A 16,385-nucleotide genomic window follows, 5' to 3' on the forward strand; every position below is an offset into this window, starting at 1 on the left:
AAACTTGTTCTTTTGCCCTTTAACTTCCTTGAAAATTCATTAAATAGCCCGCTATTCGCAGTATTTTCAAGTTGCTAAAGAACAAAATAACTTCGTTAAAACGGCCTACTTATTTCATTACAATCCCAAAGATAATGAACTTGACAATAGAAATTTGATTGGAATAAAAAATCCCCGTGCCGGTTTTTAAAAAGGTCCGGCACGGGGATTTATTTTAGATTAGACTTAAATTATTTCTCTGCAAAATCCTGGCAAACATGTTTGTCGCCTTTAATGCGGCCGTATTCCATCACGGTCATTTCGTCACATTCATTACATACAAAGCCATTAAAGCTCTGCGGTGGTTCGTTTCAATTATATTCAAAAACGTCTGAAATTATTCTGTCAATACCATTAAGGAAGAAGTTGCCAAATGATAATCATGTTGATATTGCAAATATGTTAAGTAAGATTCAAAAATCATCTCTGATTCCATAAGGTAATCTGAAAATGAGATTTGACCCGATTCTAATAATTCCAAACTGCTTTCTGAAACGCGCTCTTCCTCTAAGATTAATTTCATCTGTTCGAAGTTATCTTTTAAGGCCGTTATTTCATAATACAATTTTGAAACTTGTGCTTTTACTTCACTTTCCTGTTGTGTCAGATTTGCTTTCGACGTTTCGGTTTGTAGTTTTGCATATTTAACGCTGTTTTTATTTTCCCACAGCGGTATGCTGATTCCTGCATGAAACCCTTCTAACTTTTGGTCTAAAATAGTTTCTGACTTATACCCGGCTTTGAACGAAGGTAAACTGTTCATTCGTTGGTGCTTCACTTCTTGTTTGGATTGTTGAATGCCGAGTTGCGCCATTAATAAATCAGGATTGTTCTCTGACAGTCCTGCAATGAGCGAATCCAAACCCGGAAGTTCCCAATTTAACGGATATTCAAAAATCAAACCTTCAATAGTATTGCCTCCATTAAGTTGTTGAAGATATTGGATTTGAACTTTAATATCGGATTGAACTTTTTGCCATTCGGATTGAATACCAATGGCATATATCCGGGCTTTGTCGAATGCGGGTTTCGATATTTCCCCTCCTTCGAAACCTTCCTTCATGATGGCAACCAGATTTTCGGTATCCTTTTTTCTTTTCTTCAGTAAAGCTTTCTTTTTATGCAGCCAAACCAAATCAAACCAGGCTGAACGCGCAGAATGCAGGGATTCCCTTTTTTTCTTTTCAGCCATAGCCTGTTTTTGTTTGAAATTAAACTGCTGAGCTGCTGATTTTGAGATATAATACCCGGGCAGTTTAAACGATTGGGTAATTGAGAATTCCTGTTGGTTGCCAATAGCATCGGGACTACCCCAAAGATAATTGTAATTGACTTCGGGATTATCAGGATAAATGCCCGTTTTTGCTTTTGTTTCTTCGGCTTCTAACCACTTTTGCAAAGCAATTAATTTTGGATTGTTGTTTTCAACGCTTTGCATGAAGCTATTGAAAGACTGTCCAAAGCCGCCAAATGCAACTGAAATCAACAGGATGATATAGATTAATTTCTTCATTTCTTTTCCTCCTTTTGTTTAACCATATAATAAACTGCAGGAACGATAAATACGTTTAGCAAGGTGGAACTGAACAGCCCGCCCAGAATGACAACAGCCATAGGACTTTGAATTTCATTTCCGGGTTTATCGCCTGCAAATGCCAACGGCATTAGTGCCAGTGCAGCTGTCAGGGCAGTCATGAGTATCGGGTTCAGTCGGTCTAACGAACCATGAACAATTGCATTATATAAAGACTCTCCCTCTTCCTGCAAGGCATTGTACCTTGACACCAGTAAAATTCCGTTTCTTGTTGCAATTCCAAACAGCGTAATAAAGCCAATAATGGCCGGGATACTCAACATGCCTGAAGCTGCCCATATACTCACAACCCCGCCGATAAGTGCCAGGGGAAGGTTAAGAAGAACAATTGCCGAAATTTTCAGATTTCGGAACTCCATGTACAGCAAGAGGAAAATTATCATTATTGCCAAAATTGAGGTGTAAAAAAGCAAGCGGGAGGCTTTTTCTTCACTTTCGAACTGACCACCGTATTCAATGTAATACTTTTCAGGGAGTTCAATATTATTCTTAATAGAACCTTGTACATCGGTAACAACGCTTCTTAAATCACGACCCGAAACATTAGCCGAAACTACCACTTTGCGTTGTGCATTTTCACGGCTTATGGTATTGGGGCCCGATGCAGAGATGATATCCGCAATTTCTTTCAGGGTAACTTTTTTACCATCGTACGTGTCGATAAGGGTATTTTTAACTGCCTCGATAGATTCCCGGTAGCGCTCCTTGTAACGCAATACCAAATCGAAACTCATATTGTCTTCGTATACTTCCGAAACTTTTTCCCCGGCAAAAGCCACATCAATAAAGCGGGCAAATTCGTTTAAAGGAATGCCATACTGTTTCAACATTTCACGTTTGGGCTTTATCTGCAACTGCGGAATTTCAACTTGCTGTTCCACATTTACATCAACCAGTCCTTCAATATCTGAAATATTGGATTTGATTTGTGTAGCTAACGAAAACATTTTTTTTAGGTCGGTTCCGAAAACTTTGATGGCAATGTTTGCCCGTGTACCGGATAGCATGTGGTCGATACGGTGCGACAACGGCTGGCCAATGGTAATATTAATACCCCGGATTGTCCCCAGACGGCTTCGCAATTCGTTTAGGAAATCTTCTTTCGACCTGTCATTCAGGGTAAACGGGACATCCACCTCGGAAGAAAAAACGCCTTGCGCGTGCTCATCCAGTTCTGCCCGGCCGGTACGGCGAACAATGGTGTTAATCTCCTCCATTTCGAGCATTTCTTTCTCCAGCATCAGGTTCATTTTGTTGCTTTCCTCCAGAGAAACTCCCGGTAAACTTACGGTGCTAAGCGTAAGCATTCCTTCATTAAACGAAGGCAGGAAAGTCCGTCCCATGTTGAAAAGAATAAACATGGATGCAATAAAAAGCACTCCGGCAGCTCCGATTATCGACTTTTTAAAATTCAGGGAACGCTCAAGAGTTTTGCCGTATTTTTTATTCAGCCAGCGCACCCACCGGCTGCCTGTTTCGTGGCGAGCCAATTGTTTATCACCGGTTAGCAAAAAGCTGCACATTACAGGTGTAAGCGTAATAGCTACCACCAGAGAGGCAAACAATGAAACGATAAAAGCAATGCCTAATGGCTGCAACATGCGTCCTTCCATGCCCGAAAGAAAGAATAAAGGAATAAAGGCTACAATAATAATTAAGGTTGCATTTAAAATGGACGCCCGTATTTCTTTTGATGCATTGAAAATAACCGTGATTTTATTTGTCTGTTCAGCCCGGGGTAAGCGGGCATTTTCTTTAAGGCGTTTCAATACATTGTCCACATCAATAATGGCATCATCTACCAATGAACCTATGGCAATGGCCATTCCTCCAAGCGACATGGTATTGATGGTTAATCCCAGGCCTTTTAGCGTGATAACCGAAACCAATAACGACAAAGGAATGGCAATTAACGAGATGGCTGTTGTTCTATAGCTGAGCAGGAATAAAAAGAGAACAATGGCAACGAAAAGGCCACCTTCCAGCAAAGCACGGGTAACGTTATTTATGGCACGTTCGATAAAATCTGCCTGCCTGAAGACGTCGGACCTGATATTTACATGTGCAGGAAGGGTTGTTTTTAGCTCTTCAATGGCATTGTCAAGCTTCTCTGTGAGTTCGAGCGTGTTGGTATTGGGCTGTTTTAAAACCGTCATTACAACCGCTGGATTGCTATTCAGGTAACCGGCGCCTATTTTCGGGGCGGAACCTGTTTTAACTGTTGCGACATCGTTAATGGATATGGGCTGCCCATTTTGCATTTTAATGACTGAATTGCCAATATCTTCCAGGTTATTTGTGCGGATTACACCACGAATGACATATTCATTTCCGAAATCGTTCAGGAAACTACCCGTGGCATTTTGATTCAAATGGTCACTTGCATCGAAAAGTTCGTTGAATGTTACCCCGTAATAGTTCATTTTTTCGGGGTCGGCTTCGATGATGTATTGCTTATAATCGCCGCCCATCACCACAACCTGTGAAACTCCTCCGATGGATAACAGGCGGTTTCGGATTTGCCAGTCGCCAATGGTTCTCAATTTCATGGGGGAAATTGAATCGGACGTAACCGTAATAACCATAATCTCCCCAATGATGGAAGACTGCGGTGCCAACATCGGATTACTTGCATTCTCGGGCAAGCGCTCTGCCACAGTTGCCAGTTTTTCGCTAACAATCTGGCGGGCTTTGAAGATGTCCGTATCCCACTCAAAATCGACCCAGACTATTGAAATTCCGGTTGCCGATGATGAGCGCACCCGGCGCACGTTAGTAGCACCGTTTACTGCTGTCTCAATGGGAAATGTAACCAATCGTTCCACTTCCTCGGTTGCCATTCCATGTGATTCCGTCAACACTACCACCGATGGGGCTGTAAGGTCGGGAAACACATCTACTTCCATTTGTGTTGCCACATAACTTCCTCCAAATAAAAGAATGAAAGCCATGAACAACACCAGAAGCCTGTTCTTTAATGAAAAGTCAATTATTTTGTTTAACATAGCTTTCTGTTTTTAATGGGTGTGACCGTGAAGTGGCAAATCGCCGGCCAATGCAGCCAGTTTTATCTGGTAAGCACCGTGTGTTACAATGCGTTCGCCCGCCGATAAACCCGAAGTAATTTCTGTACGGATTCCATCGTTATTGGCTAACTTAACCTGTCGTTTTACAAACGATTCGCCCCCGGTCTGAACAAACACAAAATATTGCCCCTGCTCTTCAATTATAGCAGATAATGGAGCAACCAAAGCCTGTTCCTTCTTTCCTGTTTTGAGAAAAGCTTCGAGGAACATCCCGGGCATCAATTCCCCATTGTTTTGAGCCGAGAAGGTGACAGGTATCCGTGTAGTATTTTCATTCACAAAGGCATTGTTCGACATTACCTTACCATTGAGTTCTTTTAGCGTAATGGTTTCCTTGTTGGCTGCAAACGAGAAGTTTGCATCGAATATGCCACTTACTTTTTGAAAGTCGGATTGATTGACAAAAGCTTTAATGAGCAGTTGACTCTTGCTGCTGATGTTCATAATTACAGCGCTTTTATCAACATATTGTCCATTTCTTACATTAATTTTACTAATGAAACCATCAATGGATGATGTAATTTTCAACCCATTCTGTGATATTCGATTGGCCAGTTGGTAATACCGCAAAGAGTCCTGCTTGTATTGAGATTCAATTTTCAGAAAGTCCTTTTGTGATATTACCTGCTTTTCAGCCAATGGTTTGGTTCGTACGTAATCAGCTTTACTTTTTTCAAAGGCAAATTTGCTTTCTTTCAGTTTAATTTTCATGTTATTTTCGAGACCTGAACCGGTAATCACTGCGAGCAGCTCGCCCTTTTTTACCGATTGCCCAATGACTGCAAACAGATTTACTTGTCCTTCTGTTTGGGCATTTAGTGCAACTGATGATTGTGGTTGTGGTTTTACTTTGGCCGATGTGTGAATAACCGAATAGAATGGTTGCATAGTCAATTGCTGTGTGGCAAATTCTGTTTTCCAGGCCTGTTCTTTTAAGTAGGTAACTTCCTCGCCGTTTTCGTGCTCCTCTGCTGCGTGGGCAGCTTCTTCGCCGTTTGCGTAAACTTCTACATCAGGAATTTCAAAACTTACATTTCCTGACGGGCTTTCCAATTCGAACAGCATTTTATAAGTACCTGTCTCTTTGGGCTGCAATGCCGGGCGAAAAATGCCGGGAGATGAGGGAGCATCCACGCTATGGCGTATTCCTTTATTGCCGCGAATGATACTCACTGTAAGCTTGCCTTCCGAAACCGGTTTATAAGTGCTTAATTGTGTAAAGTGGGCTGCAAAAGCACTTGTTTGCCCGACGATTAATGCGGGAAATTCCACAAAAAGTTCATAATCATCTGAAAAAAGGGTGTAACTCAATGCTCCTGCGGCATGGGCATGCTCGGCCTGTTCCGTATCTCCACCTATTGTATCGTGTGTATGTCCATCTGAATTTTGATTGCTGTTACAAGCAACAAAAAGGCTGGTCATAATAATTAGTGATATATATAATATTGACTTCATATTTTTAAATTTTAAAATATTCCGGAGCAAAAGCCCCGGAATAAAATTTTAGTGTTTGTGACCATGATTGTGGTCATGATCGTGATGTTCTTCCGATGTAGAAGTGTGTGTGCTGTCGCCTACTACAAATTCTTCCTGTTCGGAGTGCTCATGGTCTTGTCCATGCTCATGGTCATGAGTTTCAGTGCCATGGTCATGTCCCTGGTCGTCAGTTTTTTGCGAACCAGAACTACATGAAACAGCCATAAACGCCAGATAAATGGAGAACACCAATAAATAGATGAATCGCTTCATAATAAATTGATTTTTGGTCCGTAACACTACGGATGATTAATAAATAATAAAATTGGGATGTTATTCTTAACCTGGAATTCAGGCCATAGAGGGTGGTGCCCGTAAGCCGATGGCTCCGGGTTGAAATAGAGAATTTATCGGAAATGGTTTATCCGGGAAAAGCTTTTGCTTTTCGTCTGTCTGAGGTATTGCTAAAGAATTTGCATCACATGCATTAATAGCAATTAAAGAAATAACTTTTAATGATGTTTTTGAACTCAGGGTCAATCTGGTGAAGCTATAGTCATCGGAAGCTACAGAGTGTTGGTGGGGAGGAAATGAATGATTGTGAGAATTATTTGTGTTTTCCGAATCATCTTCATGATGGTTGCTTTCATGGGGTTGATGCCCGTGGTGGTCATGGTGAGAATGCTCTTTTACCGGTTCGTGAGCGTTTGAAAGATTATCCAAAGCGCCATGATGATGTGGAACCATCTGATGACCTAATACCACCAAAAAGGACAGTAATAAAGCTATGGAATAAAGTTTCTCTTTCACAGATGCAAAAATATGAATTAAATCTGACTGTTATACAAAAATGCAAATATTAGTAATCATAAAGCATGCCTTTTTAAACAATATTTAAGAAAGATTGCTTTTGGTAAAACCGAACGAACCGAGTTTTTTCCAAAACAACTAAAAAAAACAGAAAACTAAATTGAGATAGTTTTCTGCTTTTTCAAAAAAGTAAGAATGAACCGTTAGTTCAAAAAATGTATTTTGTAATTTAGTTCAACATTGCCTTTAAGGGCTAAGCCAACCGTACACATCGACTTGGCCATTTCAACTACTTTTATAAAATCGGCTTATTTTCTACTATTTTTTTCTGCATAAACCGTTATGCTGAAAATTCCCCGTCCCGATCTTTTATATTCTGTCAATTCCTCTTCGTTTAGGTAATTTTGTAAAGTTTCATCCGGTATTACAATGGGTTTTTCTTTTTGAATTTTAATCTGACTGAAACCCTCATCTTCAATAATTTTCAGGTATTCCTGCTTGTCGATTGCTCCTGAAACGCATCCGGCATACATTTCGGCAGCTTCTTTCAATCCCTCCGGCAATGCACCACTTGTTACCACATCGGAAATGGAAAAGTGGCCTCCTTGCTTCAATATGCGGAAAATTTCTGAAAATGCTTTTTGTTTATCAGGCACAAGGTTGAGTACACAGTTGCTGATAACCACATCGCATGTGGAGTCGGGTAGGGGCATTTCTTCAATGTCGCCCTGAATGAACTCAATATTTTTGAACCCGGTTTTGGTTAGATTTTGCTGCGCTTTTTGAACCATTTCTTCAGTAAAATCGAGGCCAATAACTTTTCCGGTTTCGCCAACAAGTGTGCGAGCCACGAAACAATCGTTTCCGGCGCCGGCACCTAAATCAATTACCGTATCGCCTTTTTTTATTTGTGCAAATTCTGTGGGCAGACCACAGCCAAGCCCAAGGTCAGCATCCGCATTGTGTCCGTCTATTTCTGTATATTCATCGCCAATCATGCTAAATTCCAGTTCGCCGCAACAATTTGAAGGGCCGCAACAGCCCTGTTCCTTTAGTAAGGTGTTCTGTCCGGCGATTGCACCATACTTTTCTTTTACAATTCCTTTTAAATTTTTATTTTTCATTGAGGGTAATTTATTTGAGTTTAATGTTTCGCAAGAGATATCAACGGCTTTGATGGGTTCAAAGAATGACTCGAACATAAGCAGATATTTGTCGATATTGGAGCTGCATAGGCAATAGTTCGTTTTTAAGCCATCAATTCTTCCTTGTATTAAGCCCAGGTCTTTTAATTCTTTCAGGTGTTGTGATACCGTGCTGCGACTTAGCGGTAATGATTTGGAAATATCACCGGAGATACACGTTTTTGTTTCTGCCAGGTATTGAAGAATGGCAAGCCTCGCAGGGTGTGCGATAGCCTTGGTGAAGCGCGAAAGCTCCTGAAGTTCCTGACTGAAAATGTCTGTTTTAATCATTTCTTTAACCTTTATGACGTATGTCGCAAACTTACGACATAAATTTAGAAATCCAAATCATTCAGGCAATATTTTTTATGCAGAATATGATAATTAGACTGCGGAAATTACCTTCTGGGTTGTGTCGCAGTCCGAAATCTTATTTATTGATAAAATTACGTGCTTTATCTCCGCGCAAATAACCAGCAAGGCCAAGCAAGCCATCGGTTAAATATTTGGCCTTATAACCACGGGTTTTGAGATATGTCATGGCTATTATTGCACGGTCTTTATGCGGGCAGGCGGTTACAACGATTTTATTTTTATCCAGTTTGTTGAGATTTTTGGGCAGCTCGGGTAGGGGTATGCTTACAGCAAAAGGCATTCGCCATGCTTCATATTCCTCTTTGAATCGAATGTCAATTAATTGGGCTTCGCCAGATTTTAAAAGCTCTGCTAATTGTTCGCTATTTATTTTCATTTCTTTGCGTGCCTCATAATCATAGTTCAGCAAGTAATTCTCTAAACTTAAGTTCTGACTTATGGCATTAGCTTCCATTAAAAAAAGAACAATGCTTAACAATACTGCTTTTAGGTTCATCTGTTTATAATTTTAAGTGTTTTTTAATTATTTCGTTTTCCGGAATATAGCCTCGAGCAACAATTTCGTTATTTATTATTAATGTTGGCAATAGCCACGTATTGTATTGAATCATTTTGTCGATTGTGTTAATGATATCAATCTCTATATGATAGCCTGATTCGTTTGCTACATGCTCGACGCGCTCTATTATTTTGCGGCATTTTCCACATTTACGGCCGGGACATAATATTTTTACTACGGTAATCATATGTATCCTGTCTAAAACCCAAATTGAGCGATTTTCGCTTACAGCCTACCCTGTACACGAAGTGTCGGGGACTAAGGAATTGTAAGGTTTTCACCTCACCTATTCAGTGAAAACCAACAATTTCTAAGTCGGCTTCGCCTTCGCGTAGCTTCGGCGGAGCAAGGGGTTATCCGCCAGCTGGCGGAAAGCGCTTTTTCACTACGTTCAAATCGCTTAATTTAGGTTAAATACAAAAAAAGGGACGCCTCTTACAGCATCCCTTAAAAAAACATCAGTAAACTTGTTTATTTCTTCACAAACCTTTTTGTAACAACACGGTCGGCATTGCGGATTTGCAACATATAAACTCCGTTATTCAAATTACCTACATTAATTTGTCCGCCTGAAACAAGGCTATTGGTTTGCAATACTTGCTGCCCATTGACATTATAAACGACAACATCAAACTCCTCCTTACCTGTAGTTTCAATATTCAAAATTGATGAAACAGGATTTGGGTAAACCGAGTAATTTTCCTGCATGTCAACATCTAACTGATTATCTGAGAGCACAGTAGATTTCCCGTTTGTTATATTGATGTTATAATCTTCCACTTCGCCATAAGAAAAACCGGTTTCGCAAGGCGTAGCTTCGCCATTGTATTTCATTGTAACTCGCATGCGGGTGTTTCCTATGCTGGCGCCGGATGGAACTGTAAAAGTACTTGATAATGTTCCGCCGCTACTTGAAGATTGATAAGCTACGCGCTCACCATTGTCGGTAAAGTCGCCATCGCGGTTAAAATCGATGTAAACGTGCCAGTACTCTGTGTAGGATGATCCGCTGAAGCCGCAGCTATAATTTATGGTGTACTGATTTGCGGGGCTCACATCGGTAGATTGTGCGGTATAATCGGCATATCCGCCATCATTTCCTGTGCTGTTGTAAATGGAGCCAAGGCTAACCAAATCAATCCATTCGTAACTGGAATTATTGCCGTACGAAGCACAGTAATTGTCGGGTGCAGACCCGTCATCTTCCGGAGGATTAGTTCCACCACCGCCACCAATGCAGAATGTAGTGGTTTCTGACGAGCCAAAGTCGCCACCTGAAACAATTTCAGCATTATTTGCATCGGCAAGCGCATAAGAACCATTGCCATAAGAGCAGCAAATTCCATCGCCGTAGGAGTCGTAAATTACAAACGAATAATCGCCGTCGGCCAGTGCAATTACTTCACTATAGTTTGAATTGTTATTGTTGTAACTGCCGCCTGAAGTAACTGTTTGCCCGTTGGCATCTTTTACTTCCCAGGTAGTTTCCGAAGGATAATTATCTGTGGTGATATTGAGAACAAGATCGCTCACATAACAGTTGCTGCTAGGGCTTTCGAGGGTTGTTTCATAAATTGTGTTCGATGCCGCTGAAACATTGCCCGCTGCATCTTTAGCTTTAACATAAAAATTGTATGTTGTATTGGCCGCCAGCCCGCTCACGGCGTACGAAGTTGATGAAGTAGAAGTCAAAAAGCTTCCGTTCCGGTAAACCTCGTAGCTGCTCACGCCAACATTATCTGAGGAGGCACTCCAGTAAATATCCATTGCAGTTTCTGTAATATTGGATGCATACAAACCTGATGGTGCTGTGGGCGCTTCTGTATCTGCACCCATGTCTGTAGTTGCAGATGCATTGTTCGATGCCACCGAAACATTGCCGGCTGCATCTTTAGCCTTCACATAAAAACTGTAAGTTGTACTAGCCGTTAAACCGCTTACCGCATAAGAAGTTGATGTGGATGATGCAATATAATTTCCATCCTGATAAATTTCATAACTACTCACGCCAATATTGTCTGATGAGGCATTCCAATATAAATCAAGTGTTGTTTCTGTAACGTTGGATGCATACAAACCTGATGGCGCTGTGGGGGCTTCTGTATCTTCAACTGCTCCGCTGTCGAAAGTGTGGCTGCCCAGGTAACTAAACTCATCTTGTGCATAGCTTGTCCATTCACTTTCGGTATAGGTTGAGTTTGGCGAAGCAACATTGGAATTGCGCACCAAAGTAACATCTGATGCAAAAGTTGCTGTGCTGTTGTAGGTGCCGAGAATATCGATCAGCGAACCGTTTTTAAACAAAGCAACCGGATCGTTTCCGTTAAATACGGTAAAAGATGATGATGTAACAAGGTCAGCAGCAGCCGTTACAGTTGTACCGGCATTGCTATTGGCAATTACATAAACATCGCCATGGGCAAGTGTTCCGCTTAATATTAATTCTGCTTCCCAGGCACCCGAACCGTTTGTTTGTTTAAATAAAGAGTAGTTTGACAGATTTACTGAACTACCGGTAAAGTTTGCTATTTCTACAGCTTTATTGTACGATGACCCTTCTACATACTCAGAAATGAAGAGATCGGTTGCGTTTCCGCCGCCAGAAGTAGACAACTGACCGGAAACTACATTGCTGTTTGCTGAATTTCCTTCGGTATTGTACGCAATGGCATAATAGGAATACGTTGTTCCTTCAACCACATTATAATCAACATAATTTGTGGTATTTGCCGATAATGAGGCTTGCAGACTGTAAGAACTTCCTGTGGAACGATAAATTTTGTACCCATCTTCATTGGATAAATCGTTCCAGGAAACGGTTAAATCGCTTGTTCCCGAAACCAGTGAAAGCTGTGGTGCCGCAGGTGCTGAAGGTGTAGATTCAAATCCCCAGGCATCAGCTACTGCGGTGGGATAGTCAATGTATGGATTCCGATCGCCCTGGTAAGTTTCAATAGCATTGTTGCGGGCAATTTCATCAGCATCAACCGGGTCGGAGAGGTGCCATTGATACAACTCATTGATATCTGCCACAAGGCTCATGTCGCCGGCTTGCGTTGGATACATGGTGTAAAAATAGAAAATCGCACGGGCTACATTTCCTTTGTGATCTTCACGCGGTTCAAATTCAGAATTGGCATATTCGCTGTACAAATCAATATTGTAGCTCGGAATTGTGGTTTGCGACTGATCGAGGTACATCCATTTGTAGGTAGTATTATCATCAATCTCGCCCAGCGGGTGATTAGAACGTGTACTGTTCCAGTTTTGATAAGTGGGGAAAAGGTGATGAATATCGGACTTCATGGGCTCATTATAATTGAAGAAACTTTGCGGAATGGTATGTTCGCAATTTATTGGAGCCGGATTTGTGCCGGTTCCGCCATACTGCCAGTTTACTTCGTAACCCGAATATACGCCGGTAATGGTGTTGTTGTGATTATCAATGTAATTGTACATATACATACGGGCATTGTCATAGCCAAGTTGGTTATGATTACCGTCGTAGTAGTTTTGCTTCAACCAGGTGCGCAAATCCTGTCCACTCAGGTCTGATGGAGGCGCTTGAGCCAGCATGTGCAGACTCATAAAACTTAAAAGAAAGGATAAGAGGAAAAATTTCATGGTGGAAGTAAATAGTTTCATAATCGTGGATTTTAGTTGATTTCGATACTAAATTACCACCTTTCCCTATCTAATTCCATTACAATGTTCCTGCATTAGTAAGCCAGAACTGACAAATATCATTTTAATTCAGTGTGCTCAACTTGTTTTGATTAAATATTATACATAGAAAACTAAAATTGATTTTAAGATTCTTATATTCAAAATATAAGACATAAGCTTAACAAATCATTAAGGAAAAAATCCATTTTCAATACATGTTGTTTTAGTTATTACACTTATGTTTTGATAGTAAAATCATTAAATTGTGCCGGCAGAACGGAAAAACAGGTGTTTTCTTAGATTCATCAATTTGAGAGAAATTAACCTGTAATCATCTAAAGCTATACGGGGAATTAGGATGGATTTGATAAAAGAATTTGCTTACATACTTTCGAAGAACACCCCACATGACTTTGATACGGCGCTGCCTGTAAATTCAAAAATAAGGAAATTGTATGAGCTTATAACAAAAGGTAAGGCGAAGACAGATGAAGACGCCTCAAACCTTATTTATGATTCGCCCAAACCTGGCAAAAAATACCTGATGCTCAAGCGTAATTTGGTGCAAAAGCTGTCGGAGCTGGTTTATTTGCAAAGCTACCAGCAAACAGATGACGAGAACTACATGACCATCCACTTCCAGGTAGAAAAAGAGCTGTTGATAGCGGAGAAGCTTCTTTTACAAAATGTTTATCACAACCCCACCAAAATAATTTCGAAAGTTGAACAAACCGCTGAAAAATACTTCTTTATTGACATACAAGTTATGGCGGCGCGCAAATTCCGTTCGGTATATTCAATGAAAGGTTTCCCCAAAGAAACGGAAGAATACGATGAAAAAGTAAAGCAGCTTGTCAAATACCAAAACTACTACAATGCTTCGCGCGGCATGTGGGAAAAACTTTACAGCAGAAACAAATATTCCATAGCCAAATCAGAAGAGATTTTTGATGAAGCACAAAAGAACATTAAATCCATTGAGAATTGGCTCAGGAAATACAACAGTCCTTTTATTAAATGGTACCTGTACCAAATGAGAATTCTGTCCAGCTATTTTCAAAACGACCATGAAGCTGTACGGCTCAATTTACAAAACATTGTAGACCTTTTGGCGGAGTTTCCATTTATCCACAACAAAACATTACAGCTGGACCTGAACTACTATTTTGCCCGATACTACAGGGATACACGAGATTTAGACCAAGCAGCACAACATTTGAAAGCCTGCCTGCACCTCAGTGACTACCGGGCATTCAATAAATTTCTTGTACAGGAACTTCATTTCGACATCAGCATAAAACAAAAAAAGTATGCACAAGCTTTGAAAATACTCACTGAAGTGCACAGAGTTCCCCAATATGAATTTCTCGACCCATCAGATAAATCAGCATGGACGATTAGAGAAGCTTTTTTGTTTTTCATTTTTCATGTCGATAATAAAAAAGAGATGGTTTGTGAATTGCCGCTTTTTAGTCGGAAAAAAGCACTTCATCATTTTCTTGAAAATACAAAAAAATCGGTTAAGGACAAATACGGATACAATATTAACTTACTCATTATAAGGGTGTTGCTTTTTAAGGTTTTCGATCAGCAAGAGATTGATAACGAAGGCAACAATCTGCTTATTTATTACCACAGGTACCTAAAAGAAATCAATAGCCGGCGCACAGTCGCCTTTTTCCGCCATTTAGGAAAATCGGCTGCCCAGGCTTTTGACCCGGAAGAAATGCAAGAACGGAAAATAAAATTTCACAAAAGGCTTAATGAAATAGATTCACCCTGGTTTGATTCTTTTGAAATAATTCCATACGAAGTTTTTTGGGAAATGTTGATGCTTCTGGCATCGCGTTGAAAGGTTGTGCCGATTAGAATTTGTCTATAAAGTGTTTAGTTCATAATGTTTGAGTTCAAAGCTTGCGACCGCGTGGCGCCTGAAGCTTTAGCGTAACACCTGCGGCAAGCCTTCGGCGACCGAAGGGTGGCGCACAGGCATGATTATATTGAACCTACAAGCATTATGTGGCGTACATTTAACGGATCATGGCGAGCTTCACCTGCCTGCCGTACAACTATTGCTGTCGAAGTCAGCGACAAATTCAAAAAAGTCCTCAAAAAACTGTAGCTACAGGGTATTTTGTAATGAACATTTTCTCGTTGAAAATAACCTCAAATTCCAAAAATATTTAAAATTTATACTGCATACTTAACAAGATATTGTTTTCCGGATTATTGTTTTCAACATCAGGCTTCCAACCCTGGTAATGCAGAAAAAGGAAAACATACAAAATGTATTTACCAAAAAAAAATAGTTTGTATTGTCAATACAAAATAGTTTGTATTTCTAATACAAAAACAATATTTTTGTAAAAAATTGATTATGATACTTAAATCACAATTGAGTCGGATAATTAAAGAAAACAATTCTTTATTCAATTCTGAACAAATTATCAGAAGACATTTAAAAATTTCTGAGTCAGGTAATCGTATTACTGTAATTTCCGGGATAAGAAGATGCGGGAAAAGTACGCTAATGAAACATAATTTTTCAAACGAGAATTGCTTTTTCATAAATTTTGAAGATCCCCGGATTGAAGGTTTTCAAATTGATGATTTAGAAAAGCTTGCTGAATTAGTTGAAGAAAATCAGGTTAGTTGTTTACTTTTGGATGAACTGCAGAATCTTATTTCCTGGGAAAAACTTGCTCGTTTTTTTCACGATAGAAACATTAAAATTGTAATTACGGGGTCTAATTCCAGTCTTTTAAGTAAAGAATTAGGAAGCCGGCTTACCGGAAGATATCGGCAATATGAACTGTTTCCATTTAATTTTGAGGAGTATGTGGATTTTATTAAAGTAGAAAAAAATGCCGGGAATTTTAAAGAATACCTTTATCGGGGAGGGTTCCCGGAATACAACATTGAAAAATCGGATGATTACCTCCATACATTGCTAAACAACATCGTCATAAGGGATGTTGCTGTGAGAAGAAATATCAGAAATGAAAGTTTACTTTTACGACTTGCGGTTTTTCTTTATAGTAATGTTGGTAAGATATTTAGTTATAACAAATTATCATCTCATTTAGAGATAAAATCAGTCAGAACAACCATTGATTATTGCGATTATCTGGAAGAAAGTTATTTGGTTGAGTTTTTGCCGCAATTCTCATGGTCTCCTAAAAAGCAGCAGGTGCGACCCAAAAAGGTTTATAGTATTGACACCGGACTAGCCAGGGCAAACAGCCTGTCTTTTCAGGATGATTGGGGTCGGTTGCTGGAAAATGCAATCTTTTTAAGCCTAAGGCAAAAACAATATGAGTTGTATTATTGGAAATCTGATGAATCGGAGTGTGACTTTATCGTGAAAGGGGGGAATAAAATAATATGGGGTATCCGATCAACACCCGTGATTTTCGTTAATAATTTTATCATATGTTAAAGGCTCTGCAATAACAGCCTGTTCAAGTAACCGCATAAACAATAAACCTCTACTATTTGATATTCTCCTGTTGTACCTGAACACATATTCATCTAAGTAATAACCCAACTTGTTTTTATTCAAATAGCTTTGATGTGTTCCAAGCAGCCATCTTTTT

The 16,385-nt window shown here is 39.9% G+C and carries 11 protein-coding genes and 1 pseudogene; 2 read left to right on the forward strand and 10 right to left on the reverse strand.

What is annotated here, in order from left to right; translation table 11 throughout:
• Positions 1 to 376: 376 nt before the first annotated feature.
• The 9 genes from ACTB0Y_RS15910 to ACTB0Y_RS15950 form a co-directional block, all read right to left on the reverse strand.
• Positions 377 to 1,552, reverse strand: coding sequence for a TolC family protein (locus ACTB0Y_RS15910; protein WP_463207824.1), 1,176 nt, complete (start codon positions 1,550 to 1,552; stop codon positions 377 to 379).
• Entirely contained in the window at positions 1,549 to 4,638 is a 3,090-nt protein-coding gene (locus ACTB0Y_RS15915; RefSeq protein WP_463207825.1) for an efflux RND transporter permease subunit, read from the reverse strand. Before ACTB0Y_RS15915 ends, ACTB0Y_RS15910 begins: the two co-directional genes overlap by 4 nt.
• A gap of 12 nt (positions 4,639 to 4,650) precedes the next feature.
• A complete protein-coding gene (locus tag ACTB0Y_RS15920; protein WP_463207826.1) occupies positions 4,651 to 6,174 on the reverse strand; it encodes an efflux RND transporter periplasmic adaptor subunit in 1,524 nt (507 codons plus the stop codon).
• A 48-nt stretch (positions 6,175 to 6,222) separates the two neighbouring features.
• Positions 6,223 to 6,468, reverse strand: a complete 246-nt coding sequence (locus ACTB0Y_RS15925; RefSeq protein WP_463207827.1) for a hypothetical protein — start codon at positions 6,466 to 6,468, stop codon at positions 6,223 to 6,225.
• A gap of 78 nt (positions 6,469 to 6,546) precedes the next feature.
• On the reverse strand, positions 6,547 to 7,005 hold the full coding sequence (locus ACTB0Y_RS15930; RefSeq protein ID WP_463207828.1) for a hypothetical protein: 459 nt from the start codon (positions 7,003 to 7,005) through the stop codon (positions 6,547 to 6,549).
• Positions 7,006 to 7,313: 308 nt separating this feature from the next.
• Positions 7,314 to 8,480 (reverse strand): arsenite methyltransferase, encoded by a 1,167-nt coding sequence (gene arsM / locus ACTB0Y_RS15935; RefSeq protein WP_463207829.1) that lies wholly within the window; start codon positions 8,478 to 8,480, stop codon positions 7,314 to 7,316.
• Positions 8,481 to 8,619: 139 nt separating this feature from the next.
• Entirely contained in the window at positions 8,620 to 9,060 is a 441-nt protein-coding gene (locus tag ACTB0Y_RS15940) for a rhodanese-like domain-containing protein (RefSeq protein ID WP_463207830.1), read from the reverse strand.
• Positions 9,061 to 9,064: 4 nt separating this feature from the next.
• Positions 9,065 to 9,310, reverse strand: a complete 246-nt coding sequence (locus tag ACTB0Y_RS15945) for a thioredoxin family protein (RefSeq protein WP_463207831.1) — start codon at positions 9,308 to 9,310, stop codon at positions 9,065 to 9,067.
• Between the two features lie 284 nt (positions 9,311 to 9,594).
• Complete coding sequence (locus ACTB0Y_RS15950; protein WP_463207832.1) at positions 9,595 to 12,768, reverse strand: endonuclease; 3,174 nt, start codon at positions 12,766 to 12,768, stop codon at positions 9,595 to 9,597.
• 472 nt (positions 12,769 to 13,240) lie between these two features.
• Between ACTB0Y_RS15950 and ACTB0Y_RS15955 the strand changes: the two genes are divergently transcribed.
• Both ACTB0Y_RS15955 and ACTB0Y_RS15960 read left to right on the forward strand, forming a co-directional pair.
• Positions 13,241 to 14,641, forward strand: coding sequence for a hypothetical protein (locus ACTB0Y_RS15955; protein WP_463207833.1), 1,401 nt, complete (start codon positions 13,241 to 13,243; stop codon positions 14,639 to 14,641).
• Positions 14,642 to 15,166: 525 nt separating this feature from the next.
• Positions 15,167 to 16,228: an ATP-binding protein gene (locus ACTB0Y_RS15960; RefSeq protein ID WP_463207834.1), complete on the forward strand. Its 1,062-nt coding sequence runs from the start codon at positions 15,167 to 15,169 to the stop codon at positions 16,226 to 16,228.
• Here the strand turns inward: ACTB0Y_RS15960 and ACTB0Y_RS15965 are convergent.
• Positions 16,187 to 16,385: pseudogene (locus ACTB0Y_RS15965) on the reverse strand (hypothetical protein); the annotation flags it as partial. The gene ACTB0Y_RS15960 and the pseudogene ACTB0Y_RS15965 overlap by 42 nt on opposite strands.

The sequence above is a fragment of the Salinivirga sp. genome (genome assembly GCF_055145285.1).

Coding starts and splice junctions, on each gene's coding strand:
- ACTB0Y_RS15910 (WP_463207824.1), bottom strand. CDS start 1,552: ATGAAGAAATTAATCTATATCATCCTGTTGATTTCAGTTGCATTTGGC.
- ACTB0Y_RS15950 (WP_463207832.1), bottom strand. CDS start 12,768: ATGAAACTATTTACTTCCACCATGAAATTTTTCCTCTTATCCTTTCTT.
- ACTB0Y_RS15920 (WP_463207826.1), bottom strand. CDS start 6,174: ATGAAGTCAATATTATATATATCACTAATTATTATGACCAGCCTTTTT.
- ACTB0Y_RS15945 (WP_463207831.1), bottom strand. CDS start 9,310: ATGATTACCGTAGTAAAAATATTATGTCCCGGCCGTAAATGTGGAAAA.
- ACTB0Y_RS15940 (WP_463207830.1), bottom strand. CDS start 9,060: ATGAACCTAAAAGCAGTATTGTTAAGCATTGTTCTTTTTTTAATGGAA.
- ACTB0Y_RS15925 (WP_463207827.1), bottom strand. CDS start 6,468: ATGAAGCGATTCATCTATTTATTGGTGTTCTCCATTTATCTGGCGTTT.
- ACTB0Y_RS15960 (WP_463207834.1), top strand. CDS start 15,167: ATGATACTTAAATCACAATTGAGTCGGATAATTAAAGAAAACAATTCT.
- ACTB0Y_RS15915 (WP_463207825.1), bottom strand. CDS start 4,638: ATGTTAAACAAAATAATTGACTTTTCATTAAAGAACAGGCTTCTGGTG.
- arsM (WP_463207829.1), bottom strand. CDS start 8,480: ATGATTAAAACAGACATTTTCAGTCAGGAACTTCAGGAGCTTTCGCGC.